This is a genomic window from Phycicoccus sp. HDW14, from assembly GCF_011383005.1.
GTDB lineage: Bacteria > Actinomycetota > Actinomycetes > Actinomycetales > Dermatophilaceae > Phycicoccus.
In genome coordinates, this window is record NZ_CP049935.1 from 2,374,476 (window position 1) to 2,399,140 (window position 24,665).

Below are 24,665 nucleotides of genomic sequence, written 5' to 3' on the forward strand. Positions count from 1 at the left end.
GGTCAGGGCACTCCTCGGCCGAACAGCCGGGCCCGGTGGACGTTCAGCGGTCCGGTCGGCCGAACGTCCCCCCGACCCGGGTCGTTCGGTCGGGTGTGGCGGCTTGCGCCGCCTCGGCGTCAGGCCGGGGCGGACACCCTCGCGGCGAGCATCGCCGACTGGGCCGGACGCGCGTCGGCCTCCCCCGCCGCCGGCCAGTGCGCCATCGCACGCTCGGCCTGGGCCGTGATGGTCAGCGACGGGTTGACCCCGAGGTTCGCCGAGACCGCCGAGCCGTCGAGCACCGAGACGCCGGGATGACCCCACACCCGCTGGAAGGAGTCGAGGACGCCCTGCTCGGGCGACCCGCCGATGGCCACGCCGCCGAGGAAGTGCGCCGTCATCGGGACGTCGAGCACCTCGGGCCACGAGCCGCCGGCCACCGTGTACTCGCCGGTGGCCGCCGAGATGCGGGCCGCGAGCGCCTCCATCGCGACGTGTCCCTGGGGGATGTACGACGGGTTCGGCTCGCCGTGGCCCTGGGTCGAGGTGAGCGTCGGACGGCCGAACCGCCGGCGCCCGGAGACCCGCAGCGAGTTGTCGCGGCTCTGCATCACGAGGCCGACGACGATGCGCTCGCTCCAGTTCCGGGTCGTCGGGAGCATCCGGCGCAGCGGCTCGGGGTCGCGGGCGACCATCGCGAGGAACTCGCGCCAGCGCGGTCGACCGGTGCCGCCCGGCACTGCGAGGGTGGCGAGCAGCCCCATCGCGTTCGAGCCCTTGCCGTAGCGGCAGTTCTCGACGTGGGTGTCGTCGTCGACGTGGAACGAGGTGGTGATGGCGACGCCGTGCGTCAGGTCGGCGGACGCCGGCGCGTGCTCGGTCATCGCCCCGACGAGGGCCTCGGAGTTGGTGCGCGTGAGGTGGCCGAGTCGCGGTGAGAGGGAGGGCAGCTCGCCCTCCGAGCGCATGGCGTGCAGCAGCGTCTGGGTGCCCCAGGCGCCGGCCGCCACGACGACGCGCCGCGCGGTGACGACCTGCCGGTCACGCCCGCTGCGCGGCCCGGTGCGCTCGTGCAGCACGCGGTAGGTCGGCTCGCCGTCGCCGCCGTCCGAGGCCGGCACCGCACCGAGCCGGGTGACGGTGCGCATCGGGCGGATCTCGACCCCGAGGCCCTCGGCGAGCGCGAGGTAGTTCTTCATCAGCGTGTTCTTGGCACCCACCCGGCAGCCGACCATGCAGTTGCCGCACTCGGTGCAGCCGGTGCGCCGCGGCCCCGCGCCGCCGAAGTACGGGTCGTCGACGGTCTCGCCGGGCTTGCCGAAGAAGACGCCGACCGGGGTGCGGCGGAACGTGTCCCGCACGCCGAGGTCCTCGGCTGCCCCCTCCATCGCGCGCTCGACCGGGCCGTCGCACGCGTTCGTGACGACCCCGAGCATCCGGCTCGCGGTGTCGTAGTGGGGGGCGAGCTCGGCCTCCCAGTCGGCGAGGTCACGCCACTGCGGGTCCTCGTAGAAGCGTCGCGGCGGGCGGTACAGGGTGTTCGCGTAGTTGAGCGACCCACCGCCGACCCCGGCGCCCGCCAGCACGACGACGTCGGGCAGCCGGTGGATGCGCTGGACCCCGTAGCAGCCGAACCGCGGCGCCCAGAGGAAGCGGCGCAGGTCCCAGGAGGTGCGCGCGAAGTCCTCGTCCTCGAAGCGCCGGCCGGCCTCGAGCACGAGCACCCGGTACCCCTTCTCGGCAGCCCGCAGCGCCGCGACCGAGCCGCCGAAGCCCGACCCGATGACGACGAGGTCGACGTCGGGCGCGTCCGCCGCGGTCACGGCAGCCCCACCGCCTTGAGCGCCCGCAGGGCCCGGGTCAGGGTGCGCGCATAGGCCTCTCCCGCGATGCCGGGCACGTCGGCGACGTTGACCAGCCCCTGCACGGTGACGTTCTGGCTCTCGGTGTACTTGAGGACGCCCTCGCGCCCGTGCCGCCGCCCGACCCCCGAGGCCTTCATCCCGCCCATCGGCGAACCGATGCTCCCCCACGCCGCGGCGTAGCCCTCGTTGACGTTGACCGTGCCGGCCTCGATGCGGGCCGCGAGCGCCCGGCCGCGCGCGACGTCGCGGGTCCACACCGACGCGTTGAGGCCGTACTCGGTGTCGTTGGCCAGCGCCACGGCGGCGTCGTCGGACGGCACGCGGTAGACGGCGACGACGGGTCCGAAGGTCTCCTCGTCGCGGCAGGCCATCGCCGAGGTGACGCCCTCGAGGACGGTCGGCTCGACGACGAACGGGCCGACGTCGGGGCGCGCGTTCCCGCCGGCGAGCACCGTGGCGCCCTTGGCGACGGCGTCCTGCACGTGCCCGAGCACCCGCTCGAGCTGGGCCGGCCCGACGAGGCTGCCCATGTCGGCGTCCCAGTGCAGGCCGGTGGAGAGGCGGATGCCCCGGACGGCCTCGAGGAAGCGGCCCAGGAACTCGTCGGCGACCGCCTCGTGGACGACGAGCCGCTCGGCGCTGACGCACAGCTGGCCGGCGGACGCGAAGCACGCGCGCAGCACACCGGGCACGGCGCGGCGCAGGTCGGCGTCGTCGGCCACGTAGACGGTGTTCTTCCCGCCGAGCTCGAGGCTGGCGCCGACGAGCCGCTTGCCGGCGGCCGCGGCGACGGTGCGCCCGGTGGCGGTCGAGCCGGTGAAGCACACGTAGTCGGTGCGCTCGACGACCGCCCGGCCCGTGGGGTCGCCGGGGCCGAGGACGACCTGGACCAGGTCGTCGGGGACGCCCGCCTCGACCATCAGCCGGACGGCCGCGAGGGCGGTGAGCGAGCCCTGTGGGTCCGGGCGCAGGACGACGGCGTTGCCGGCGAGCAGGGCCGGCAGGGCGTCGGTGACCGCCAGGCTCAGCGGGTAGTTCCACGGCGAGACGATGCCGACGACGCCCTTGGGCCGGTGGTGCTCGGTGCTGCGGGTGAGCAGCGGGAAGACCCCGAGGTGGCGCTCGGCGGCCAGGTGGCCGGGGCCGCGGCGGGCGTAGTAGCGGCAGACGATCGCGACGTCGGCGACCTCCTCGAACGCGTGCGCCCGCGCCTTGCCCGACTCGAGCTGGACGAGGTCGAGCAGCTCGCCCTGCCGCTCGAGCACGAGGTCGTGGAGGGCGAGGAGGATGCGCGCCCGCCGCTCGACGGGCACGGCGGCCCAGCGGCGCTGCGCGGCGCGGGCCCGGTCGACGGCGACACCCACGTCGGTGCCGGTCGAGGTGGGCAGCACGGCCAGCGGCGCGCCGGTCATCGGCGTGTGGGTGGTCATCGGCTCCCCCGAGGCGACCACCCCCACGGTCAGCGCGCGTACCCGCGCGGGGTCCACCGCGTACGTGGCGCGCGGGTCGGTCTCCGGGTCGGCGATGACGTCGGGCATTACCCGAGGGTAACCACCGCGCGCCCCCGCGTCACGCGGTCGCGGGCAGGAGGTCTCAGCTGCGCTGGTAGGGCGCGACGACGACCTCGACGCGCTGGAACTCCTTGAGGTCGACGTAGCCCGACGTGGCCATCGCCCGGCGCAGGGCCCCGACGAGGTTGGTCGTGCCGTCGGCGAGCCGGCTCGGCCCGAACAGCAGCTCCTCCATCGACGCCACGGCACCGACCTCGACCCGCTCGCCCCGCGGCAGCTCGGGGTGGTGGGCCTCCGGGCCCCAGTGGTAGCCGCGGCCGGGGGCGTCGGTGGCCCGCGCGAGGGCCGCCCCGAGCATCACGGCGTCGGCGCCGCAGGCCACGGCCTTGACGATGTCGCCGCTCGTGCCGACCCCGCCGTCGGCGATGACGTGGACGTACCGGCCGCCGGACTCGTCGAGGTAGTCGCGCCGGGCCGCCGCGACGTCGGCGAGCGCCGAGGCCATCGGGGCGTGGATGCCGAGCGTCGTGCGGGTCGTGTGCGCCGCCCCGCCGCCGAACCCGACGAGCACGCCCGCCGCCCCGGTGCGCATGAGGTGCAGGGCGGCCGAGTAGGACGCCGCCCCGCCGACGATGACCGGCACGTCGAGCTCGTAGATGAAGCGCTTGAGGTTGAGCGGCTCGGCCCGGCCGGACACGTGCTCGGCCGAGACGGTGGTGCCGCGGATGACGAAGAGGTCGACCCCGGCGTCGACGACGGTCTTCCACAGCTCCTGGGTGCGCTGCGGGCTGAGGGCGCCGGCCACGGTGACGCCGGACGCGCGGACCTGGCGCAGCCGCTCGGTGACCAGCTCGGGCCGGATCGGCTCGCGGTAGATCTCCTGCATCCGCTGGGTGGCCAGGGCCGCGTCGAGGGTGGCGATCTCGGCGAGCAGCGGCACGGGGTCCTCGTAGCGGGTCCACAGACCCTCGAGGTCGAGCACCGGGAGACCCCCGTGCTGCCCGAAGGCGATGGCCGTCTGCGGCGACATCACGGAGTCCATCGGGGCCGCGATGACCGGCAGGTCGAAGTGGTAGGCGTCGATCTGCCAGCCGGTCGACACCTCCTGCGGGTCGCGGGTGCGCCGGGACGGCACGATGGCGATGTCGTCGAAGGAGTACGCACGGCGCCCCCGCTTGCCACGGCCGATCTCGATCTCGCTCACCGGGGCAGCCTACCGACGCCTCCCTCGGCCGTTCGGACGGCGTCCGGGCCCTCGGGAAGAGCCGGGAACCCAAAAACGTTTCCGCCCTGTCGGACCCCTCCGGCAGACTTCTCCACGGCACCGTCGCCACCCGCCCTGGCGGGGACGGTGCGAGCCACCTCCCGGGACGGCACCCCCGCCCCGAACACCGACATGGAGACCACGTGTCCTCAGCAGCATCGGCGCCCCCAGCGCCCCCGGAGTACCCCGAGAAGATCGACGCCGCGGTCCTGAAGATCGCCGGCGTCGTCGTCCTCGGCGCCATCATGTCGATCCTCGACATCACCGTCGTCAACGTCGCCCTGCGCACCCTCCAGGTCGACTTCGCCAAGGACGGCGTGCCGCTCGACTACTCCACCGTCGCGTGGACCGTCACCGGCTACACCCTCGCGCTCGCGACGGTCATCCCACTCACCGGCTGGGCCGCCGACCGGTTCGGCACCAAGCGCCTCTACATGCTCGCGGTCGGCCTCTTCGTCGCCGGCTCCGTGCTCTGCGCCACCGCCTCGAGCATCGAGATGCTCGTCGCCTTCCGCGTCCTCCAGGGCCTCGGCGGCGGCATGCTCATGCCGCTCGGCATGACGATCATGACCCGCGCCGCGGGCCCGAAGCGGATGGGCCGGCTGATGGCCGTCCTCGGCATCCCGATGCTCCTCGGCCCGATCTTCGGCCCGATCCTCGGCGGCTGGCTCATCGACCACTTCAGCTGGCACTGGATCTTCCTCATCAACCTGCCGATCGGCATGGTCGCGCTGGCCTACGCCTTCTTCGCGCTCCCCGGCGACCGCCCGCACCCGTCCGAGTCCTTCGACTGGCGCGGTGTCCTGATGATGAGCCCCGGCCTCGCGCTGTTCCTCTACGGCGTCTCGTCCATCCCGGGCGAGGGCGGCATCGGCCACACCAAGGTGCTCCTCCCGGCCGGCGTCGGGCTCGCGCTCATCGTCTCGTTCGTGGTCTACAGCTTCCGTCCCGAGCACCCGCTGCTCGACTTCCGGCTGTTCAAGAACCGCAACCTCACGGTCGCCATCATCACGATGTTCATCTTCGCCGCGGCCTTCTTCGGCGGTCTGCTCCTCGTGCCCCAGTTCCTCCAGCAGGTCCAGGGCGAGACCCCGCTGTCGGCGGGCTGGCTGCTCGCCCCGCAGGGCCTCGGCGCGATGCTCACGATGCCCATCGCCGGCGCCCTCGTCGACAAGTTCCCGGTCGGCCGGATCGTGCCGTTCGGGCTGCTGCTCATCACGGGCGGGATGTTCGCCCTCACCCAGATCGAGGCCGACTCCTCGCACTGGGGCTACCTCATCCCGATCCTCTTCGTCATGGGCCTCGGCATGGGCGGCACGATGATGCCGATCATGACCTCGGCGCTCAAGACCCTCACCCACCACGAGGTCGCCCGCGGCACGACGCTGCTCAACATCACCCAGCAGATCGCCAGCTCGGTCGGTGTCGCGACGTTCTCGGTCATCCTCACCAACGCGTTCAAGGACCGCCCGCTCGTCGGGCAGGGTGGCCAGTACCTCGAGGCCGTCCAGACCAAGGGCCCGGAGGCGGCCCAGGGCCTGCTCGGGCAGCTGCCGCTCGTCGGACAGTTCCTGTCCTCGGCCGGGTCCGACCCGGCGGCGGCCGTCGGCGCCCTCGGCGCCAAGGTCGCCGAGCTCGCCGCGGACGCCTACGCGCACACCTTCTGGTTCGCGGCCGGCTTCGTCGCCCTCACCCTCGTGGCGGCGGCCTTCCTCCCGCGCAAGCACGAGGAGTCGCACCTGCTCGAGGGTGCCGACGCCGACGAGGTGGCGCCCCCGGTGGTCATCCACTGAGGTCGCCTCGCCGAGGCCCCGTCCTCGGCTCCTGACCGGTGCCGGTCCCGCTGCGCGGGGCCGGCACCGTCATGCTGGGGGGATGCGACCCGGACCCCAGAACGCGATCACCGACGTCCCCGGCGTCCTCGTGGGCCAGGTGACCCGCGACGAGCCCGGCTGGCTGACCGGGGTCTCGGTCGTCGTGCCGCCGGTCGGGACGGTCGGCGGCGTCGACGTGCGTGGCGGCGGGCCCGGCACCCGCGAGACCGACCTGCTCGACCCGGCCAACACCGTCGACGCCGTCGACGCGGTGGTGCTCTCGGGCGGCAGCGCGTTCGGGCTCGGGACGGCCGACGGGGTCGCCGACGCGGCGTGGGCCGACGGGCGCGGCTGGCCGGTCGGGCCCGGCGAGCAGGAGCGCGTGCCCATCGTGCCCGCGGCCATCCTCTTCGACCTGGGGCGCGGGGGCATCTGGCGCCACCACCCCGGCCCCGCCGAGGGCGCCGAGGCCTACGCCGCCGCGAGCGACGGGCCGGTGGCGTGCGGGGCGGTCGGGGCGGGTACCGGCGCACGAGCCGGTGGGCTGCACGGCGGGGTGGGCACGGCCTCGGCGGTGCTCGCGTCCGGCACGGTGGTCGGGGCGCTCGTGGCGGTCAACGCGATCGGGTCGCCCGTGATGGCGGACGGGTCCCTCATCGGTGCCGCGTGGGGGCTCGACGACGAGTTCTCCACGCTGCCGACCTCGGATCCGGCTGCTGCGCAGGCCTACTGGGAGGCCAGGCGCGCCGAGGCCGAGGCGCTCCGGGCGGGAACGGCGACGACGCTCGTCGTCGTGGCCACCGACGCGACGCTCGGCAAGGGCGGGTGCCGGCGGCTGGCCACGGTGTCGCACGACGGCATCGCCCGGGCCCTGTCGCCCGTGCACACCCCGTTCGACGGCGACACCGTGTTCACCCTCGCGACCGGGGCCGGCCCGTCACTCGAGGGGCTCGACCTCGTCGACCTGCACGACGCCGCCGCCCGGTGCGTCACCCGGGCCATCGTCTCGGCCCTGCTCGCCTCGACGTCGGTCGACCGCTCCGCGGACGGCGGGCTCGTGGCGCGGTCCTGGCGCGACGCCCTGACCTCCGGCTGACGCGGGTCGCGGGTCGCGCTCGGCGGCCTCAGCCGAGGCGCTTGGCGAGCAGCGCGGCGAGCCGGTTCATCTGCTGCACGTGGGCGGAGTCGCCGTCGGTCTGCACGACGGCCGGCCCCTCCCCGACCGTGATGATGGCGACCGCGTAGCCACCGACGATGCCCATCTGCCGCGTCTCGGACTCCGGAGTCAGCCAGCCGCCCTTGAACGACGAGGCCCCGATGGTGCCGAGCCCCCAGCGGTGCGCGGAGATCGGCTGCATCTGCCCGAGCAGCCACGAGCTGGCCTTCGCACTGACCACCCGGCCCGCGGCGAGCGCGGCCATGAACCGCACCTGCTGGCGCGGGCTCCACGACATCGACCCCTGCGAGCGGTCCGGGGCCACGGTCGCCGTGTCGCCGATGGAGCGCAGCACGGTGGTGATCGCGGCCCCCGGGCTGCCGGGGATCCGCTCGCGGATGGCGACGACCGCGTCGCCGTCGCTGCGGGTCAGGGCGGCCCGGATCAGGCTGCGGTCACCGCTGGGGATCTTCGCGGGGTCACCGTCGACGACGGTGTCGAGGTAGGCGGCGACGACGAGGACCTTCGAGGTCGACCACGCCTTGTAGCGCGAGACCGACCCCTCCGTCCGGACGGCCGACGGGTTCGACAGCGGCGCCCAGACGATCTGGTTGCGCGTGTTGCCCGTGAGGCTGGTCAGACCGCCCGTGCCGGTGCCCTGGGCCGGGGCCCCGCCACCGCCTCCGGACCCCCGGCGGGCGGGGCGGCGACGGTGGGGTCGGGCACGGCGCGCACCAGCTCCTCGGCGGCAGTGACGACCGGTCGCGGCGAGGGGGTCGGCGCGGTCGAGGGCACCGCGCCGGCGCTCGTGCCGCTGGGTGACGGGGTCGCCGACCGGGTCGCCGTCCCGCACCCGCCGGCCAGCGCCAGCGCGAGCAGCGGGAGGAGCATCAGGACGCGGCGCACGGCCCAGACCCTACGTCGGACGGTGCCACGGCACGACTCGGCGACCTCAGCCGTGCCGGGCCTCAGCCCTTGCCGCTGTAGTTCGGCGCCTCGACGATGCCGGTGATGTCGTGCGGGTGGGACTCGCGCAGCCCGGCCGTCGTGATGCGGATGAACCGGCCCCGGGCCTTGAGCTCGGGGACCGTGCGCGAGCCGACGTAGAACATCGACTGGTGCAGGCCGCCGACGAGCTGGTGCACGACCGCACCGACCGGGCCGCGGTAGGCGACCTGGCCCTCGATGCCCTCGGGGACGATCTTGTCGTCGGAGGTGACGTCGGCCTGGAAGTAGCGGTCCTTGGAGTAGCTCTTCTTGCCACGCGAGCTCATCGCCCCGAGCGAGCCCATGCCGCGGTAGGCCTTGAACTGCTTGCCGTTGATGAAGACCAGCTCACCCGGCGACTCCTCGCAGCCGGCGAGCAGCGAGCCCACCATCACGGTGTCGGCGCCGGCGACGAGCGCCTTGGCGATGTCGCCGGAGTACTGGAGGCCGCCGTCGCCGATGAGCGGGACGCCGGCCGGGCCGCACGCGAGCGAGGCCTGGTGGATGGCGGTGACCTGCGGGACCCCGACGCCCGCGACGACCCGCGTGGTGCAGATGGACCCCGGCCCGACCCCGACCTTCACGGCGTCGACCCCGGCGTCGACGAGCGCCTGGGCGCCGGCGCGGGTGGCGACGTTGCCGCCGATGACCTGGACGTGCCGCAGGGCGGGGTCGGCCTTGACCCGCTGGACCATCTCGAGGAGGAGGCGGGCGTGGCCGTGCGCGGTGTCGACGACGAGCACGTCGACCCCGGCCTCGACGAGGGTGGTGGCGCGCTGCCAGGCCTCGCCGAAGTACCCGACGGCGGCGCCGACCAGCAGCCGGCCGGAGCCGTCCTTGCTGGCGTGCGGGAACTGCTCGGACTTCACGAAGTCCTTGACGGTGATGAGACCGCGCAGGCGGCCCTCGTCGTCGACGATCGGCAGCCGCTCGCGCTTGTGCTGGCGCAGCAGGCGGGTGGCCTCGTCGTGCCCGATGCCGACGTGGCCGACGATGAGGGGCATCGAGGTCATGACGTCGCGCACGAGCGTGTGACCCCACTCGGCGACGGGGGTGAAGCGCAGGTCGCGGTTCGTGACGATGCCGAGCAGGTGGTCGCCCGGGTCGACGACCGGCAGCCCCGAGACGCGGTAGCGACCGCAGATGTCGTCGAGCTCCTCGAGGGTCGCGTCCGGGCCGATGGTGACCGGGTTGGGGATCATCCCGGTCTGGGTCCGCTTCACGAGGTCGACCTGGTAGGCCTGGTCCTCGATCGAGAGGTTGCGGTGGAGGATGCCGAGGCCGCCGTGGCGGGCCATGGCAATGGCCATCCGGGCCTCGGTGACGGTGTCCATCGCGGCGGACACGAGGGGCACGCGCAGCGAGATCTCGCGGGTCAGCCGGGAGGTGGTGTCGACCTCGCTGGGGATGACGTCGGTCTCGCCGGGCTGGAGCAGGACGTCGTCGTAGGTCAGGCCGAGCTCGGCGAACGGACCGGACGGCACGGGTTCGGCGGAGGCGGCGGGCACGGAGTCCGGCGGCGCCGGGGTGGGGCGCGCGGTGGTGTCGGTGACGGGGGCGGTCTCGTCGAGTCCGAGGCTCATCGCCCGATTCTACGGCCCCGCGCGGGTCTCGCCGAACGCGGCTCGCGACCACCGGAGAGGCTCGCGGGGGCCGCCCGGCCGACCCCCGCCGACCAGAGGACGAGGCACCCATCCGCCGTTCGGGGGAGGCCACGGCCCCGGGGGCGTCCCCCTTGACCAAAGCCTTACCCAACGCTTGCCCACCCCTTCACAAACGCCACCTAGCGTGGTCTTCGCTGCCGCTGATGGACGCGGCCCGACAGTGCGTGGAGGTGTCACACATGGCCGAGATCACCCGGCTTCCGGGCCCCGTGGCCGACCTGTGGGACTGGCAGCTCGACGGCGCCTGCCGGCGCGTCGGGCCCGAGGTCTTCTTCCACCCCGAGGGAGAGCGCGGCAGCAAGCGCCACCGCCGGGCGACCGCCGCCAAGGAGGTCTGCCTCGGCTGCCCCGTCATCCAGCAGTGCCGCGAGCACGCACTGGCCGTCCGTGAGCCCTACGGGGTCTGGGGCGGTCTCACCGAGGACGAGCGCGAGAGCGTGTACTCCCGCGAGCGTCACCTGGCGTCCTGACCGACGCCACCACCTGACCCGGCGCCCGTCCCCACACGGGTCGTCAGTGCGGCCCTCCGGGGCCGCCCCGGGCCGACGGGGGACCGTGGGGGCGAGAGCCCACGGTCCACCGTCAGGCCCGTCGAGCCGCAGGTGCCGGTCGTGGGGGCGAGAGCCCACGACCGGCCCTGCGGCTCCGTCGTTCCCACCGCGTAGCCTGACGACGTGCCCGACGACACCCTCGAGGTCCCCATCCGTGACGAGTCGATCCGGCTCGGCCAGCTGCTCAAGCTGAGCGGGCTGGTCGACGACGGCGCCGACGCGCGCGAGGTCGTCGAGCGCGGGCTGGTCTCGGTCAACGGCGAGGTCGACACCCGGCGCGGGCGGCAGGTGCGGGTCGGCGACCTCGTGTCGCTGGACGGCGGCGGGTCGCTGCGCGTCACCTCGGCCCCTGAGCCCCGCGTCTCTGCGGTCTCTGCCGACTTATTGCCCAGAACCCACGTCGAGGGGCCTTCAGAGGGCCGCTCCAGGTGTGTTCTGGGCAATCAGTCGGGGTCGGGGGCGCAGAGCCAGTCGACGCCGGCCGCCACGTGCAGGGCCGTGGTGTCGAGGAGCGGGACCTCGGCGTCGCCGTCGGTGAGCAGCAGGCCGATCTCGGTGCAGCCGAGGACGACCGAGTCGGCACCCTCGGCCACGAGCCGGCCGACCACGTCGAGGTAGGCCGCACGCGACTCCGGCCGGACGACGTCGTGGACGAGCTCGTCGTAGATGACGCGGTGGACGAGGTCGCGGTCGTCGGCCTCGGGGACGACGACGTCGAGGCCGCGGGCGCGCAGCCGCTCGACGTAGAAGTCCTGCTCCATCGTGAAGCGGGTGGCGAGCAGACCGACCCGGTGGTGGCCGCCCGCGAGCAGCGCGTCGGCGGTGGGGTCGGCGATGTGCAGCAGCGGGACGCCGGCCGCGGCCTCGACCTCCCCCGCCACCTTGTGCATCGTGTTCGTCGCGAGGAGCAGCGCCTCGGCCCCGCCCGCCGCCAGGCCCCGGGCCGCGTCACCGAGGATGCGGGCCGTCGCGCCCCAGTCGCCGGCGTGCTGCGCCTCGGCCACCGGTGCGAAGTCGACCGAGTGCAGCAGCAGCCGGGCCGAGTGCAGCCCACCGAGCCGTGCCGCCACCCCGGCGTTGAGCCCACGGTAGTACGCCTCGGTCGAGGTCCAGCTCATCCCGCCGAGCACTCCGAGCAGCCGCATCCTCCGACCCTACGCGTGTCCCTTGCCGACTGATTGCCCATCCGCCACCTCCAGGAGGCCCGTGGGGGCCTCTGGCGGTGGCGGATGCGCAATGAGTCGGGCAGGAGGGGCGGGCGGTGGGACCCGACGGCCGGACGCACGACGCCGCCCGGCCCCCTGAGCGGGGACCGGGCGGCGGGCGTGGTGCGAGGGGGAGCAGCCTCAGTGGCCGTGCCCGTGGCCGTGGCCACCGGCGGCGGCCGGCTCCTCCTCCTCCTTCTTCTCGACGACGAGGGTGTCGGTGGTGAGCACCATCGAGGCGATGGACGCCGCGTTGCGCAGCGCCGAGCGGGTGACCTTGACCGGGTCGATGACGCCGGCCTTGACGAGGTCCACGTACTCGCCGGTGGCGGCGTTGAGGCCGTGGCCGGCCGCGAGCTCGGAGACCTTGGCGACGGCCACGTAGCCCTGCAGGCCCGCGTTCTCGGCGATCCAGCGCAGCGGCTCGGCCGCGGCCTTCTGCACGATGCGGGCGCCGACGGCCTCGTCACCCTCGAGCCCGAGGTCGTCGAGCACCGTCACGGCCTGGATGAGGGCCGAGCCGCCGCCGGCGACGATGCCCTCCTCGATGGCCGCACGGGTCGCCGAGATGGCGTCCTCGATGCGGTGCTTCTTCTCCTTGAGCTCGACCTCGGTGTGCGCGCCGACCTTGATGACGCAGACGCCGCCGGCGAGCTTGGCGAGGCGCTCCTGGAGCTTCTCGCGGTCCCAGTCGGAGTCGGTGCGCTCGATCTCCTGCTTGATCTGGGCGACGCGGCCCTCGACGTCGGCGGTGTCGCCGGAGCCGTCGATGACCGTGGTGTTGTCCTTGGTGACGACGACGCGACGGGCCTGGCCGAGGGTCTCGAGCCCGACCTGGTCGAGCTTGAGGCCGACCTCCTCGGCGACGACCTGGCCGCCGGTGAGGGTCGCGATGTCCTGGAGCATCGCCTTGCGGCGGTCACCGAAGCCGGGCGCCTTGACGGCGACGACGTTGAAGGTGCCGCGCATCTTGTTGACGACGAGCGTCGAGAGGGCCTCGCCGTCGACGTCCTCGGCGATGACGAGGAGCGGCTTGCCGGCCTGGACGACCTTCTCGAGCACCGGGAGGACGTCGGCGATGGCCGAGATCTTGCCCTGGTTGACGAGCACGTAGGCGTCCTCGAGGACGGCCTCCATGCGCTCGGGGTCGGAGACGAAGTACGGGGAGATGTAGCCCTTGTCGAACTGCATGCCCTCGGTGAACTCGAGCTCGGTGGAGGCGGTCGAGGACTCCTCGACGGTGATGACGCCGTCCTTGCCGACCTTGTCGAACGCGTCGGCGATGGTGGCGCCGATCTCCTGGTCCTGCGCCGACAGCGAGGCGACCTGGGCGATCTCGTCCTTGGACTCGATCTCGCGGGCGGTCTCGAGCAGGCGGGTGGAGACGGCCTCGACGGCCTTGTCCATGCCGCGCTTGAGGCCGGACGGCGAGGCGCCGGCCGCGACGTTGCGCAGGCCCTCGTGAACCATGGCCTGGGCGAGGACGGTGGCGGTGGTGGTGCCGTCGCCGGCGACGTCGTTGGTCTTGGTCGCGACCTCCTTGGCGAGCTGCGCGCCGAGGTTCTCGTAGGAGTCCTCGAGCTCGATCTCACGGGCGATGGTCACGCCGTCGTTCGTGATGGTCGGGGCGCCCCACTTCTTGTCGATGACGACGTTGCGGCCCTTGGGGCCGAGCGTCACCTTGACGGCGTTCGCGAGCGCGTCGACTCCGCGCTCGAGCGACTTGCGGGCGGAGTCGTTGAACTCCAGTTCCTTGGCCATTGCTGTCCTTCTCGGTGGAGGGTGCCGGGGCGACGAGACGCCCGCCGGCGGTGGGTGCTGTGCGTCAGGAGAGCCGGACGCGCCCCGGCGGCACCCGGTCGGGTGCACACCGGGGCGCGGTCACGGCTGGTGGTGCGTGCGTCAGCCGACGACGGCGAGCACGTCACGCGCGGAGAGGATGAGGTACTCCTCGCCGCCGTGCTTGATCTCGGTGCCGCCGTACTTGCTGTAGATGACGCGGTCGCCGACGTTGACGTCGAGCGGGACGCGGTTGCCCTTGTCGTCGATGCGACCCGGGCCGACCGCCAGGACCTCGCCCTCCTGGGGCTTCTCCTTGGCGGTGTCCGGGATGACGAGCCCGGACGCGGTGGTCTGCTCGGCCTCGAGGCTCTTGATGACGATGCGGTCCTCGAGCGGCTTGATGGAAACCGACACGGTGTGCTCCTCCCCTGTGGGATGAGTCGAAGTGGACGGGGACTGCGCTGGCCGGACCGTGTCACGCCGTCGCGGGGGTCGATCCCCGGACCGGGCTGCGCTGGCACTCGCCGGTGACGAGTGCCAATAGGGCAAATCTAGGACGCCGTTAGCACTCGGTCAACTCGAGTGCCAGCAGGCGGGCGTCCGGGACGGGTCCGCGGGGTTCGGGTCGGGCGGTCGGTTCCGGATGGCAGGATGTGCCGCCGTGGACGTCGGCACCGTACGAGCGCTCGGGTCGCCCGACGGCAAGGCCCTCCTCCGCTCCCTCCCGCCGTACGACGAGGCGGCCGTGTTCGGGCTCCGGGACCGGCTGCGCCGTGAGGGCCACCCGGCCGACTTCGTCGCGGCCGTGCTCACCCAGCAGCGGCTGCGCTCGCGGGCCGTGGCCAAGTTCGGCGAGTTCGCCGGCGACCTGCTCTACACCCCGGACGGTCTCGAGCAGGCCTCGCGCCTCGAGGTCGCCGCCACACACGCCGGCCGGTTCTACAACGCCTCCCTGGCCACCGTGCACGACCTCGGCTGCGGCATCGGGTCCGACGCCGTCGCCATGTCGGCGCTCGGGGTCACCGTTCAGGGCGTCGACATCGACCCCGTGACGGCCGCCATCGCCGACACCAACCTGCGGCCGTGGCCCGACTCCCGCGCCCGCGAGGGGTACGCGGAGGAGTTCGAGGCCCCCCGCGACCCGCTCCGCTCCCGGGTCGGGGTCTGGCTCGACCCCGCGCGCCGGGTGCCCGGGAAGACCGGCCGGCACGGGCGCATCAAGCGGGTCTTCCGCCTCGACGAGATCCGCCCGTCCTGGGACTTCGTGCTCCAGGTCGCCACCGCCGTCCCCGCCACCGGGGCCAAGCTGTCGCCCTCGATGCCCCAGGACGCCATCCCGCTCGGCACCGAGGCGCAGTGGACCTCCTACGCCGGTGAGGTGCTCGAGTGCGCGGTGTGGTGGGGTCCCCTCGCCCAGCAGCCCGGCCGCAGCGCGCGCATCCTCTCCCCCGGCCGCTCCCCGTGGAGGTCGACCAGACGATGGCCGAGCCCGACCCGCCCGTCGCCGAGGGGTCGCACTCGATCGGGGCGTGGCTCTACGAGCCCGACCGCGCCGTCACCCAGGCGGGCCTGCTCGGGGCCGTGACGGCGGCGACGCTCGGGGTCGAGGTCGACCGGGGCCTCGGGTACGTGCTGTCCGAGGCCGAGGTCGACATCCCGTTCGCCCGCCGCTACGCCGTGCGCGAGTCGATGCCCTTCACGGTGAGGACGCTGCGCTCGTGGCTGGTGCAGCACGGTGTCACGGGGCTCACCGTCAAGAAGCGCGGGGTGCGCCTCGACGACGACGAGCTGCGCCGCCAGCTGAAGATCGGGCGCAAGGCCGGCGACGGCGCGCAGGCGACGGTCATCCTCACCCGGGTGGCGGGGCAGCAGACGGCGATCGTCGTCGACCCCGCGCCGGTCGAGACGCCTGCAACACCCTGAGCCGACCGGGCCTCAGGGGCCGACGAGGTCGCGGGCGCCGAGGACCTCGGGCGGGATGCCGAAGGCCTCGACGAGCTCGAGGGCGACCGGCCGCAGCCGGCGCAGCAGCGACGACACCTCTCGCGTGATGGCCTTCGAGCGCGGCGCCGAGAGCCGGCCGTGCTCGAGGAACCAGCCGCGGTCGGCCTCGATGGTGGCCAGGGCGTGCAGGTCGCAGAGCGCCGCGAGGACGTCGCGGCTCGGCGACGGTGGCTGCGCCCGCACCCGCTCGACGAAGGCCTCGAGGACCAGCCGCTCGACGTGCGACCGGGCGGCGGTGATGACGTGGTCCTGCACCGCGCTGAAGACCTCGCCGGCCGGCGTCCCCGCCCCGACCCCGGCCTTGAGCCGCCGGGCGACGCCGGCGATCTGGTGCTCCTCGCGGTAGCGCAGCATCGCGAGCTGGTAGTCCGGGTCGAGCAGCCCCGCCTCGGTGTCCCAGCCGTCGCGGCCGCCGGGCAGCACGTCGCGGATCCGCTCGAGCAGCTGGTGGGCGGCGGTGCGCTCGACGAGGGTGTCGACCGCCAGACCGGTGACGAAGCGGACCATCCCGAACTGGTCGAGGTCCTCGAAGTCGGAGGAGTAGTCGGTGAGCAACCCCTTGGCGACGAGCTGGAGCAGGACGTGGTTGTCGCCCTCGAAGGTCGTGAAGACGTCGGTGTCGGCCTTGAGCGCCGCGAACCGGTTGGCCGACAGGTAGCCGGCGCCACCACACGCCTCGCGGCACTCCTGGATGGCGTGGCTGGCGTGCCAGGTGGCCAGCGCCTTGGTGCCGGCGGCCCGTGACTCGAGGGCACGGCGGGCCCGGTCGTCGGCCTCGGGGGTGTCGTGCGAGAACACCTCGTGCAGCTGCCGGGCGACCTCCTGCTGCGCGCAGCTCAGAGCGTAGGTGCGGGCCAGCAGCGGCAGGAGCCGGCGCTGGTGCATCCCGTAGTCGAGGAGCAGCTGCTCCTCCTCGCCGGCACCGGTCTCGAACTGCCTGCGCCGCAACGCATACCGGATGGCGATCTCCTGCGCGACCTTCGACGCCGCGATCGCCCCGCCCCCGACGCTGACCCGGCCCTGCACGAGCGTGCCGAGCATCGTGAAGAAGCGCCGGTTCGGGTTCTCGATGCTCGAGCAGTAGGTGCCGTCGTCGTCGATGGTGGCGAAGCGGTCGAGCAGGTTGGCCCGGGGCACGCGCACGTCGTCGAACCACAGCCGGCCGTTGTCGACACCCTCGAGCCCGAGCTTGGCGCCGCAGTCCTCCACGCGCACACCGGGAAGCCCCTCGCCGTCGCGGCGGATGGGGACGAGCACGGCGTGCACCCCGTGCCCCTCGCCGCCCACCTCGAGCTGGGCGAAGACGACGGCCAGCTCGCCGTCGTGCGCCGCGTTGCCGATGTAGTCCTTGCGCGAGGCGTCGTCGGGGGTGCGGACGACCAGCTCGTCGGTGGCGGGGTCGTACGTGGCCGTCGTGCCGAGGGCCTGCACGTTGCTGCCGTGGCCGGTCTCGGTCATCGCGAAGCAGCCGAGGAGGCGGCCGGTGAGGATGTCGGGCAGGTAGCGCTCGTGGTGGCTGCGGGTGCCGAGCTGGAGCACCGCACCGCCGAACAGCCCGAACTGGACGCCCGACTTCACGAGGACGGACAGGTCCCCGTAGGCCAGCGTCTCGAAGGAGGCGATGGACGCGCCGATGTCGCCGCCGCCCCCGTACTCGCGCGGGAAGCCGTGTGCCGCACGGCCGCTGGACCCGATCTCGACGACGAGGTCGCGGACCCGGCGACGCAGGTCGGCCCGGGGCAGGTCGAGCCGCTCGTCGAGGAGCGTCGCGTGCTCGACGAGGGCGTCGCGGACCTCGTCGCGCACCGCCGCGTGCGGCCCGTCGAGGAAGGAGCGCAGCACGGCGGGGTCGGCGGCGAGCGGTGCCGGGCGTCGGGTCGGGTCGTCGGTGCGGACGGCGTCGGTGGCGGCCATGCCGTCACGATGGCACGGCCGTCCGGCCCTCCGGGAGGTTCGCGACGCAGAAGTTACTCACAGGTAGGGGTCGGCCTGGGCGCCCTCCCGGCGGACCGCGTCGGCCCCGGCGGCCAGGGCGGCGTCGAGGGCCTCCCGCGGTCGGCGCCGCGGGCCAGCGCGGCCGCGAGCGCACCGCAGAAGGCGTCGCCGGCGCCCGTCGTGTCGGCCACCTCGTCGGCCGCGACCGGGTGGGCGGGCGCGGTGACCCCGTCCCACGAGGCGCCGTTGGCGCCGAACGTCACGAGGAGGGAGGCCGGCTGCGCGCCGGCCTCGGCGAGGGCCTGCATCTCGAGCTCGTTGGCGACGACGGGGTCGGCGAGCGCGACGACGTCCGGCGGCAGCGACGCCCAGGGCGCGACGTTGAGGACGACCCGGGCACCACGGCCGGCCGCCCGCCGGGCCGCGGTGCACACCACGGCGAACGGCACCTCGAGCTGGAGGACGAGGACGTCGCCGGGGCCGAGGGCGTCGACCGCGGCGACCTCGCGCTCGTCGAGGGCGGCGTTGGCCCCGGGGACGACGACGATGGAGTTCTCCCCGTCGTCGGAGACCTGGATGAGGGCGTGACCGGTCTCCGTTCCGTCGACGACGCGCACGCCGCCGACGTCGACGCCGAGGCGCTCGAGGCGCGCGCGGTAGGACCGGCCGCCGTCGTCGTCGCCGACGCAGCCGACCATCGCGACCGTGGCGCCCGAGGCCGCCGCGGCGACGGCCTGGTTCGCGCCCTTGCCGCCCGCGAGGCGTCGCAGGCCCTCGCCGAGGACGGTCTCGCCGGGACGCGGATGACGCTCGACGCGGGTCACGAGGTCGACGTTGAGCGACCCGAGGACGAGGACGCGGCCGCTCACCAGTCCTCACCCCCGACCGTCCGCAGCCAGACGTCGGCGAGCCAGGGCCCGTTGACCTCGAGGGCGACGTCGACGCTCGCGGGCGCCGGTCCGTGGGGGTCGTGGTCCATGTCACCGCTCCAGTCACGGGTGTCGACGATGGTCCGGCCGCGGGTCCACGTGCCGGAGAGCTCGACCCGCACCGGCCGGCGCTCGGTGCGCACGGCGTCCGGGGCGAGCAGGGTGACCACCGCACCGGCGTCGCCGATGGTCGCGCCGTCGCTGGCGAACCGGCGGTGGTGGAAGGAGATGAGGGCCGCCGCGAGCTGGGCGGCGGCGGTGTCGATCGAGCGCAGCCGCGTGACGTGGGCGTCGGTGACCTTCGGCTCGTAGAAGACGTCGAGGCCGTACATCGTCACCGGCACCTCGTGCACGGCGCAGGCGTCGAGCACGACGGCCGCGGCCTCGGGGTCGTGGAAGACGTTGAACTCGGCCGCGGCCGTGGCGTTGCTGACGTTCGCGCCCCCACCCATGAACACGACGCGACCCAGCCGCCGGAACGCGTGCGGGTGCAGGCGCGCGAGGAGGGCGATGTTGGTCATCGGGGCGAGCGGGACGAGGGTGAGCGGCCGGCCCTCGTCGGCGGCCTGCTCGATGGTGTCGCGCAGCAGGTCGACGGCGATGCGCCCGTCGGGTCGCATCGCCGGCGACGGCAGGCCGAGGTCGGCCATCCCGTCGGAGCCGTGGACGTGCCGGGCATCGACGGGGTCCTCGAGCAGGGGGCGGGCGGCGCCGATGCCGACGGGGACGTCGGTGCGGCCGACGAGCTCGAGGACGGTCAGGGTGTTGCGGACGACGTCGACGAGCGGGGCGTTGCCGCCGACGCAGCTGACGGCCCGCAGGTCGAGGCCGGGGTGCAGCGCGGCGAGCAGCAGCGCGCAGGCGTCGTCGACGCCGGTGTCGACGTCGAGGACGACCGGGATTCCCTGCACGGGGACGATCATGGCCGAAAGGGCGGGGTCGGCGTCAGGGCAATAGCATGACGGCGAGTCGGAGCGGTCCTGGAAGGGGAACGGTGGAGTCGAGCGGGTCGGGGGGTGCGGCGTGAGCACCGACGACGCGTGGCGTCCCCCGGAGCCGCCCACGCCCGTCGTCACCGGCCCCGAGCTGCTGCCCGGGTACGACGAGGCCGTCGAGGTCGCCAGGGGCGCCGACAGCGTCGTCTTCCGGGCGCGCCAGCGGGCCCTCGGGCGCGACGTCGCCGTCAAGGTCCTCCAGGTCGACGACCCCGCGACGGCGGCGCGCTTCGCCCGCGAGCTCGAGCTCACCGTGCGGCTCGGGCGGCTGCACCCGCACATCGTCACCGTCCTCGACACGGGCGCGACGGCGGACGGTCGGCCGGCCATCGTCATGGAGTACCTCGAGCGGGGGTCGCTGCAGGACACCCTGCGCGCGTCGGGTCCGCTGCCGGCCGCCGACGTCGTGCGGGTCGGCAAGGTCATCGCCGACGCCCTGGCCTTCGCGCACGGGCAGGGGGTGCTGCACCGCGACGTCAAGCCGCAGAACATCCTCGTGCTGCCGACGTCGTGGGTGCTCGCCGACTTCGGAATCGCCCGGCTCGCCGACTCGGGGGCGACGGCGTCGGTCGAGCAGTTCTCGTACCGGCACGCGGCGCCGCAGGTGCTCGACGGTCTGCCGCCGACCGCTGCCGACGACGTGTGGTCGATGGGGTCGACGCTCTTCACGCTGCTCGACGGGCGCCCGCCGTTCGCGAGCGACGACCCCGCCGACGACACCGCGCTGGCCTACCTGCGACGGGTCCGGACGGAGGCGCCTCGAGCGCTGACGCGGGTCGACCTGCCGCCCGGGCTGGCCGACGTCATCGCCCGGTGCCTGACCAAGGACCCCGCGCTGCGCATCGGCACGGCCGAGGAGCTGCTGCACGAGCTCTCCCGGGTCGAGGGCGCCTCGAGCAGCTGGGCGCCGACGGCCACGGGCGTCGAGCCGGGTTCTGCGGCACCGGTGGTGGACGTCGCCGAGCCGGTGACCAATGACCGCTCGGTGGCCGCGCCCGTCCCGGAGGCGTCGGCGCCCCCGGCGCACCCGGCACCGACGACGTCCCCGGCACCGACGGAGCCGGTCGCGACGGTCGACGAGCCGCTGACCCCCTCCCTCCCTCCGGGCCCGCCGCCCGACACCGCGCCGGCGCCGCTTCCGGCGGTGTCGGCCCTCGCCCACACCTCCGCCGAACCGCGCGACGCCGAGCCCACCGGCACGGCCCCGGCGCCCCCCGCCGAGGACCCCGCGTCGGTCGTCGCGCCCGCCCCCGCGCCGGGCCGCCCGGGGCTCCTCGGCACCCCAGGGCGGCGGGTGGCGCTCGGGCTCGTCGCCGGAGCGGCCATCGGCGTCACTCTCGTGCTGGTCCTCGACCGTCCGAACACCCCTGTGGCCCAGCCCAGTCGGACCCCGATCGCCAACACGGTCCCCACCACGAGCCTCGACCCGAGCATCTCGGCCACACCGGTGCCGCCCGTGCAGGAACCCGGGCTGCGGCCGGTCATCGTCGACGCCCGGGCCGGCGGCACGAGCGTCGAGCTGGAGTGGACCGACCCGTCGAAGGGCAAGGTCACGTTCTTCGTCACCCAGGTGGGGCTGCCGGAGCCCAAGGTCGTCGCGCAGTTCCCGCCCGGCACGACCAAGGGCGTCGTCGAGGGGGTCGACCCGTCGGCGTCGCAGGTCTGCTACGTCGTCGGCGCCTTCGACGGCTCGGCGGCGGCGACGAGCGCCCAGCGCTGCCTCGACCCCTCCCCCTGAGCTCTCGTCAGCGGTCGGCGTGACCGCGCTCGAGGCCCGTGATCTCGAGGACCTTGCCCGTGATGGTGACGACGAAGGCCGTGTTCCCGATGATCTCGAACGTCGTCGGGCGATCCAGTCCGGACACCACGGGCCGGAACCGGCCGTGCCCGTCGGCCCGCATGAGCAGCCCGGTGTCCGGGGAGGCCGGGAACCCTTCCTTGCCCTCCTGGCCGGCATAGGGCCAGTCGCCCTGCGCCAGCCCGTACACGGTGTGCCCGCGGGCCTCGACGTCGACGAGCAGGGGCGCACCGGAGGCCACGCCGGCCACCGGCCCACCCGCACCACGGAGGGCGACGACCCGGCCCGTGGCGGGGACGTGCGGCACCGGTCCGGCCTGGCCGACGAGAACCCGATGGCCGGTGAGGGCGAGCCCCGTGGGCACGATGTCGGCAGCGAAGTCCCGGAACACGCTGATGTCACCGTCGAGGGACACCTGGAGGACCCGGTTGTGGTGCGCGTCGGTCACCAGGAAGCCGTGACGGTACGGCTGCATGGCGTAGGTGAACCCGCCGGGGATGAAGAACCCCGGGTGCTGCGGTGGGTTCGCCTCGCTCCAGGAGTAGATGTCGGCGACCAAGGTCGCCCGAGTCGTCCCGCGACCCACCCTGTCCAGCCGGTAGATGCCCTCGGCGGCCGGAGCGGCGGAGGACCCGATCAGGTCGGTCCAGAACTCGCTCACCCCGGTGACCAGGACATAGGGGGTGCGGCCCCGGAAGGCGATGTCGGCGACACCGCCGCCGACCACGCCCGGGATCGCCTTCGGCAGTCCGTCGGCGAACGTGGTCACCCTTCCGCGCCGGGGGTCGACCCGTCGGATCCGACCCGCGGTGGAGTCGGTGACGTACAGGTCGCCGTCGGGTCCGACGGTGCTGCCGGTGCTGCAGATGTCGTCGGCGCACGGGGCGTTGACGACCGTTGCGAGCTCGGTGACCTCGATGCGCTGGCGGGGATGCGCCTGCGCCGCAGTCACTCCGGTCAGTGCGACGACGGCGGTCATGGCCATGGCGGCCAGCCCCCTCGTGAGGTCGTGACGCTGCTGCTGGACCATGACCATCTCCTGATGGGTTGTGGGGTGCCCGACCCTCCACGCTCCGACGAACGCGCCCTCTCCGGCATCCGGCGAACCCCCTCAGAAAGGGAGCCTCGGCCCCTCAGATCGGTCCGGGCGCGCCGGGTCGGCTCACCGCTCGGGGATCCATCCAGGCGCCGGCACGCCGTTCCCGGTGTTGTCGTCGCACCGGACGTACTGGGTCCCGACGCGTTGGAGCGAGCACGTGCCGGTGTGTCCCACCGTGGCGGCCGCGGGTCCGGGGTCCTGCCGGGCGGCGGCCGGCCCCGGGCCGAGGGTGAGGGCCACGAGAGCGGCCGAGGTGGTCACGGCGAGGCCCCTCATGAGCCGAGGGGACCGTGGGTCGTGGTGGTGCTGGAACATGGTGGTCTCCTGCGGGCCGAGGTGTCTTCCGACTCCTCCACGGTCCTGTGGGTCCCACCCCACCCACATCCGGGGACCCCCCTCAGAACCCGCTGCCGTCCCCCGCAGATCCGCCCCCGCGCTCCTGCCCCGGCGTGCCCGCTCGGCCAGCTCGATGCGGTTCGCGACGCCGGTCTTCCGCAGGATGGTGGAGACGTGGCTGCTGACGGTCTTGTCGCTGATGAACAGGCGCGCGGCGATCTGTGTGTACGTCAGGCCGGCCAGCAGGCCGTCGAGGACCTCCGTCTCCCGCCGGGTGAGCGGCGGGCTGGCGGGCAGGACCACCGACCGCCCGGACGACGTGGGCGCGGCGGTGTCTCGCGGCAGGAGGGCGATGTGGGCCTGAGCGGCCAGGCTGTCGATGCGGTCCACGAGCGGTGCGGCGCCGAGGTCCGTCGCGACGGCGTGCGCCTCGGAGAGAGCCGCTGCCGCTCGGGTCCTGTCGTGCCCGCGGGTGAGCAGGTGGCGCGCGAGGCTGTAGCGGGCGCGGGCGTGGTCGTACCTCAGGCCGGCCGCCTCGGTGGCGGTGCAGGCCGCCTCCCAGAGCTCGTCCAGTGCGGCGCCGACGCCGGTGCACTCAGCCCGCTGGGCGGCGTGGAGCGCTGCGAAGGCGGGATGGACGACGTCGAGCCGGTTCACCGGGGCGAACGGCGGCGGGTCGTCACCGCGGGTGGCCTCGATGACGTCGAGGAGGCGGACTGCTTTCTGTCGCTCGGGACTGTCCGCAGGACGGTCGGCCAGCTGGGCGGCGGCCTGGGACGCGTGCACGAGCCACTCGTCGGCGTCCACCCGGCTGATGCGCACGACCTCGGCCATGTGCTGGGCGATCGTTTCCAGAGCGCCCATCGGGTCGTCCACCGCGAGGTCGACCTGGATCTGGGTGGGGATCAGGGGGTTGCCGACCGGAGGCACGTTGGGCGTCAGCTCCTCGGCACGACGCAGGTGCATGAAGGCCGCTGCACGTCTGCCCTCGAGGGCGCACAACAGGGCTGCGGCGCAGCGTGACTGTGCCGCGCAGTTGTCGCTGCGGGCGAACGTCAGCGTCTGCCGGACCATCGGCCGGGCCTCGTCCCAGCGGCCGAGCGCGAGGTTCCATCGGGTGGTGATGCTCCCGGCGAAGGCGGCGTCGTCGAAGGCCCCGGCGTCGCGCAGGGTCAGATAGGCGGAGGCCGCCATGTCGGCGGCCTCCACATAGCGTCCCGCAGCCTCGAGGCTGTTGCCGAGGAAGAGCGCGGACCAGCCGAAGAGCTGGATGTCGTCCACCTCCGACCCCACGGCGAACGCCCGTTGCGCATCCCGGACGCCGAGGTCGCTGCCCCACCGGCTCTGCGCCCTCGCGCCGTAGGCCCAGACGAGGGCTGGTGCGGTGCCGACCTGCTCCGCGAGCCGCACTGCGCTCTCGGCGTGTGCGGCGGCCCGGTCGCTGCCGACGAAGGTCTCGGCGAAGGCGAGCTGCGCGAAGGCGCGCGCTCGCTCCTCGCTGTGGGGCAGGGCTTCCGTGAGCGCGAGCACCTGTTGGGGCTCGCTCGTCGTGAGGTGCTGCGCCTCGCCCATTCGGCTGCGCACGAGGTGCAGCGCGAGCAGGAGCCGGGACTCCGGCAGGGGACCACCCCCGAGGTCTCCACCCGGGACAGGGCGTTCTCATAGTGCTCGAGGGCGTTGCGGTCATCGCCTGCGTCCTCGCAGGCCCGTCCCGCACGAGTCAGCAGACCGATGTCATCGACCGTCGCCTCCACCTGGGGGGACACCCTGTCCAGGACGGACACCGCG

General features: G+C 74.0%; 19 protein-coding genes and 1 pseudogene. 7 read left to right on the plus strand and 13 right to left on the minus strand.

What is annotated here, in order from left to right:
* Positions 1–119: 119 nt before the first annotated feature.
* The 3 genes from G7075_RS11605 to G7075_RS11615 are packed head-to-tail and all read right to left on the minus strand — an operon-like array spanning position 120 to position 4,562.
* A complete protein-coding gene (locus tag G7075_RS11605; RefSeq protein WP_166121950.1) occupies positions 120–1,805 on the minus strand; it encodes a GMC family oxidoreductase in 1,686 nt (561 codons plus the stop codon).
* Complete coding sequence (locus G7075_RS11610) at positions 1,802–3,385, minus strand: succinic semialdehyde dehydrogenase (protein WP_166121952.1); 1,584 nt, start codon at positions 3,383–3,385, stop codon at positions 1,802–1,804. Before G7075_RS11610 ends, G7075_RS11605 begins: the two co-directional genes overlap by 4 nt.
* Positions 3,386–3,440: 55 nt before the next feature.
* Positions 3,441–4,562 (minus strand): GuaB3 family IMP dehydrogenase-related protein, encoded by a 1,122-nt coding sequence (locus tag G7075_RS11615; RefSeq protein WP_166121954.1) that lies wholly within the window; start codon positions 4,560–4,562, stop codon positions 3,441–3,443.
* 203 nt (positions 4,563–4,765) lie between these two features.
* Between G7075_RS11615 and G7075_RS11620 the strand changes: the two genes are divergently transcribed.
* A complete protein-coding gene (locus tag G7075_RS11620) occupies positions 4,766–6,415 on the plus strand; it encodes a DHA2 family efflux MFS transporter permease subunit (RefSeq protein WP_166121956.1) in 1,650 nt (549 codons plus the stop codon).
* Positions 6,416–6,497: 82 nt separating this feature from the next.
* Positions 6,498–7,532 carry a P1 family peptidase gene (locus G7075_RS11625; protein WP_166121958.1) on the plus strand — a complete coding sequence of 345 codons (1,035 nt, stop codon included), beginning with the start codon at positions 6,498–6,500 and terminating at the stop codon, positions 7,530–7,532.
* 28 nt (positions 7,533–7,560) lie between these two features.
* On the opposite strand, the gene G7075_RS11630 is transcribed toward G7075_RS11625, so the two are convergent.
* Positions 7,561–8,445, minus strand: a complete 885-nt coding sequence (locus G7075_RS11630; protein WP_166121960.1) for a serine hydrolase — start codon at positions 8,443–8,445, stop codon at positions 7,561–7,563.
* A gap of 115 nt (positions 8,446–8,560) precedes the next feature.
* Positions 8,561–10,162, minus strand: a complete 1,602-nt coding sequence (gene guaB / locus G7075_RS11635; protein ID WP_240917566.1) for an IMP dehydrogenase — start codon at positions 10,160–10,162, stop codon at positions 8,561–8,563.
* Positions 10,163–10,422: 260 nt separating this feature from the next.
* Between guaB and G7075_RS11640 the strand changes: the two genes are divergently transcribed.
* Positions 10,423–10,713, plus strand: coding sequence for a WhiB family transcriptional regulator (locus G7075_RS11640; protein WP_166121962.1), 291 nt, complete (start codon positions 10,423–10,425; stop codon positions 10,711–10,713).
* 204 nt (positions 10,714–10,917) lie between these two features.
* A pseudogene (locus G7075_RS11645) lies at positions 10,918–11,139 on the plus strand (RNA-binding S4 domain-containing protein); the annotation flags it as partial.
* A gap of 98 nt (positions 11,140–11,237) precedes the next feature.
* Here G7075_RS11645 and G7075_RS11650 read toward each other — a convergent pair.
* The 3 genes from G7075_RS11650 to groES form a co-directional block, all read right to left on the minus strand.
* A complete protein-coding gene (locus G7075_RS11650; protein WP_166121964.1) occupies positions 11,238–11,939 on the minus strand; it encodes an aspartate/glutamate racemase family protein in 702 nt (233 codons plus the stop codon).
* A 201-nt stretch (positions 11,940–12,140) separates the two neighbouring features.
* On the minus strand, positions 12,141–13,760 hold the full coding sequence (groL, locus tag G7075_RS11655; RefSeq protein ID WP_166121966.1) for a chaperonin GroEL: 1,620 nt from the start codon (positions 13,758–13,760) through the stop codon (positions 12,141–12,143).
* Between the two features lie 141 nt (positions 13,761–13,901).
* Complete coding sequence (gene groES, locus G7075_RS11660) at positions 13,902–14,195, minus strand: co-chaperone GroES (protein WP_055810586.1); 294 nt, start codon at positions 14,193–14,195, stop codon at positions 13,902–13,904.
* Positions 14,196–14,442: 247 nt separating this feature from the next.
* Between groES and G7075_RS11665 the strand changes: the two genes are divergently transcribed.
* Complete coding sequence (locus G7075_RS11665; protein WP_240917567.1) at positions 14,443–15,366, plus strand: hypothetical protein; 924 nt, start codon at positions 14,443–14,445, stop codon at positions 15,364–15,366.
* Positions 15,363–15,704 (plus strand): hypothetical protein, encoded by a 342-nt coding sequence (locus tag G7075_RS21220; RefSeq protein WP_240917568.1) that lies wholly within the window; start codon positions 15,363–15,365, stop codon positions 15,702–15,704. Before G7075_RS11665 ends, G7075_RS21220 begins: the two co-directional genes overlap by 4 nt.
* Before the next feature lie 12 nt (positions 15,705–15,716).
* Here the strand turns inward: G7075_RS21220 and G7075_RS11670 are convergent, their stop codons facing one another.
* The 3 genes from G7075_RS11670 to G7075_RS11680 are packed head-to-tail and all read right to left on the minus strand — an operon-like array spanning position 15,717 to position 19,560.
* Positions 15,717–17,699 carry an acyl-CoA dehydrogenase gene (locus G7075_RS11670; protein ID WP_166121968.1) on the minus strand — a complete coding sequence of 661 codons (1,983 nt, stop codon included), beginning with the start codon at positions 17,697–17,699 and terminating at the stop codon, positions 15,717–15,719.
* A gap of 53 nt (positions 17,700–17,752) precedes the next feature.
* Positions 17,753–18,589 carry a PfkB family carbohydrate kinase gene (locus G7075_RS11675; protein ID WP_371814058.1) on the minus strand — a complete coding sequence of 279 codons (837 nt, stop codon included), beginning with the start codon at positions 18,587–18,589 and terminating at the stop codon, positions 17,753–17,755.
* Entirely contained in the window at positions 18,586–19,560 is a 975-nt protein-coding gene (locus tag G7075_RS11680) for a nucleoside hydrolase (RefSeq protein WP_240917569.1), read from the minus strand. Before G7075_RS11680 ends, G7075_RS11675 begins: the two co-directional genes overlap by 4 nt.
* A gap of 112 nt (positions 19,561–19,672) precedes the next feature.
* Here G7075_RS11680 and G7075_RS11685 point away from each other — a divergent pair, with 112 nt between their 5' ends.
* Complete coding sequence (locus G7075_RS11685; protein ID WP_166121972.1) at positions 19,673–21,382, plus strand: serine/threonine-protein kinase; 1,710 nt, start codon at positions 19,673–19,675, stop codon at positions 21,380–21,382.
* Positions 21,383–21,389: 7 nt separating this feature from the next.
* Here G7075_RS11685 and G7075_RS11690 read toward each other — a convergent pair whose 3' ends face one another.
* Entirely contained in the window at positions 21,390–22,472 is a 1,083-nt protein-coding gene (locus G7075_RS11690) for a hypothetical protein (RefSeq protein ID WP_166121974.1), read from the minus strand.
* A gap of 132 nt (positions 22,473–22,604) precedes the next feature.
* The gene (locus tag G7075_RS11695) at positions 22,605–24,461 is read right to left on the minus strand and encodes a helix-turn-helix transcriptional regulator (protein ID WP_166121976.1); all 1,857 of its coding nucleotides are present in this window, start codon (positions 24,459–24,461) and stop codon (positions 22,605–22,607) included.
* Positions 24,462–24,665: the final 204 nt, after the last annotated feature.

What these genes read in the sequence shown, in the direction of transcription:
- G7075_RS11610 (WP_166121952.1), bottom strand. Translation starts at nt 3,385, where the DNA reads ATGCCCGACGTCATCGCCGACCCGGAGACCGACCCGCGCGCCACGTAC.
- G7075_RS11625 (WP_166121958.1), top strand. Translation starts at nt 6,498, where the DNA reads ATGCGACCCGGACCCCAGAACGCGATCACCGACGTCCCCGGCGTCCTC.
- guaB (WP_240917566.1), bottom strand. Translation starts at nt 10,162, where the DNA reads ATGAGCCTCGGACTCGACGAGACCGCCCCCGTCACCGACACCACCGCG.
- G7075_RS11640 (WP_166121962.1), top strand. Translation starts at nt 10,423, where the DNA reads ATGGCCGAGATCACCCGGCTTCCGGGCCCCGTGGCCGACCTGTGGGAC.
- G7075_RS11650 (WP_166121964.1), bottom strand. Translation starts at nt 11,939, where the DNA reads ATGCGGCTGCTCGGAGTGCTCGGCGGGATGAGCTGGACCTCGACCGAG.
- groL (WP_166121966.1), bottom strand. Translation starts at nt 13,760, where the DNA reads ATGGCCAAGGAACTGGAGTTCAACGACTCCGCCCGCAAGTCGCTCGAG.
- G7075_RS11670 (WP_166121968.1), bottom strand. Translation starts at nt 17,699, where the DNA reads ATGGCCGCCACCGACGCCGTCCGCACCGACGACCCGACCCGACGCCCG.
- G7075_RS11690 (WP_166121974.1), bottom strand. Translation starts at nt 22,472, where the DNA reads ATGGTCCAGCAGCAGCGTCACGACCTCACGAGGGGGCTGGCCGCCATG.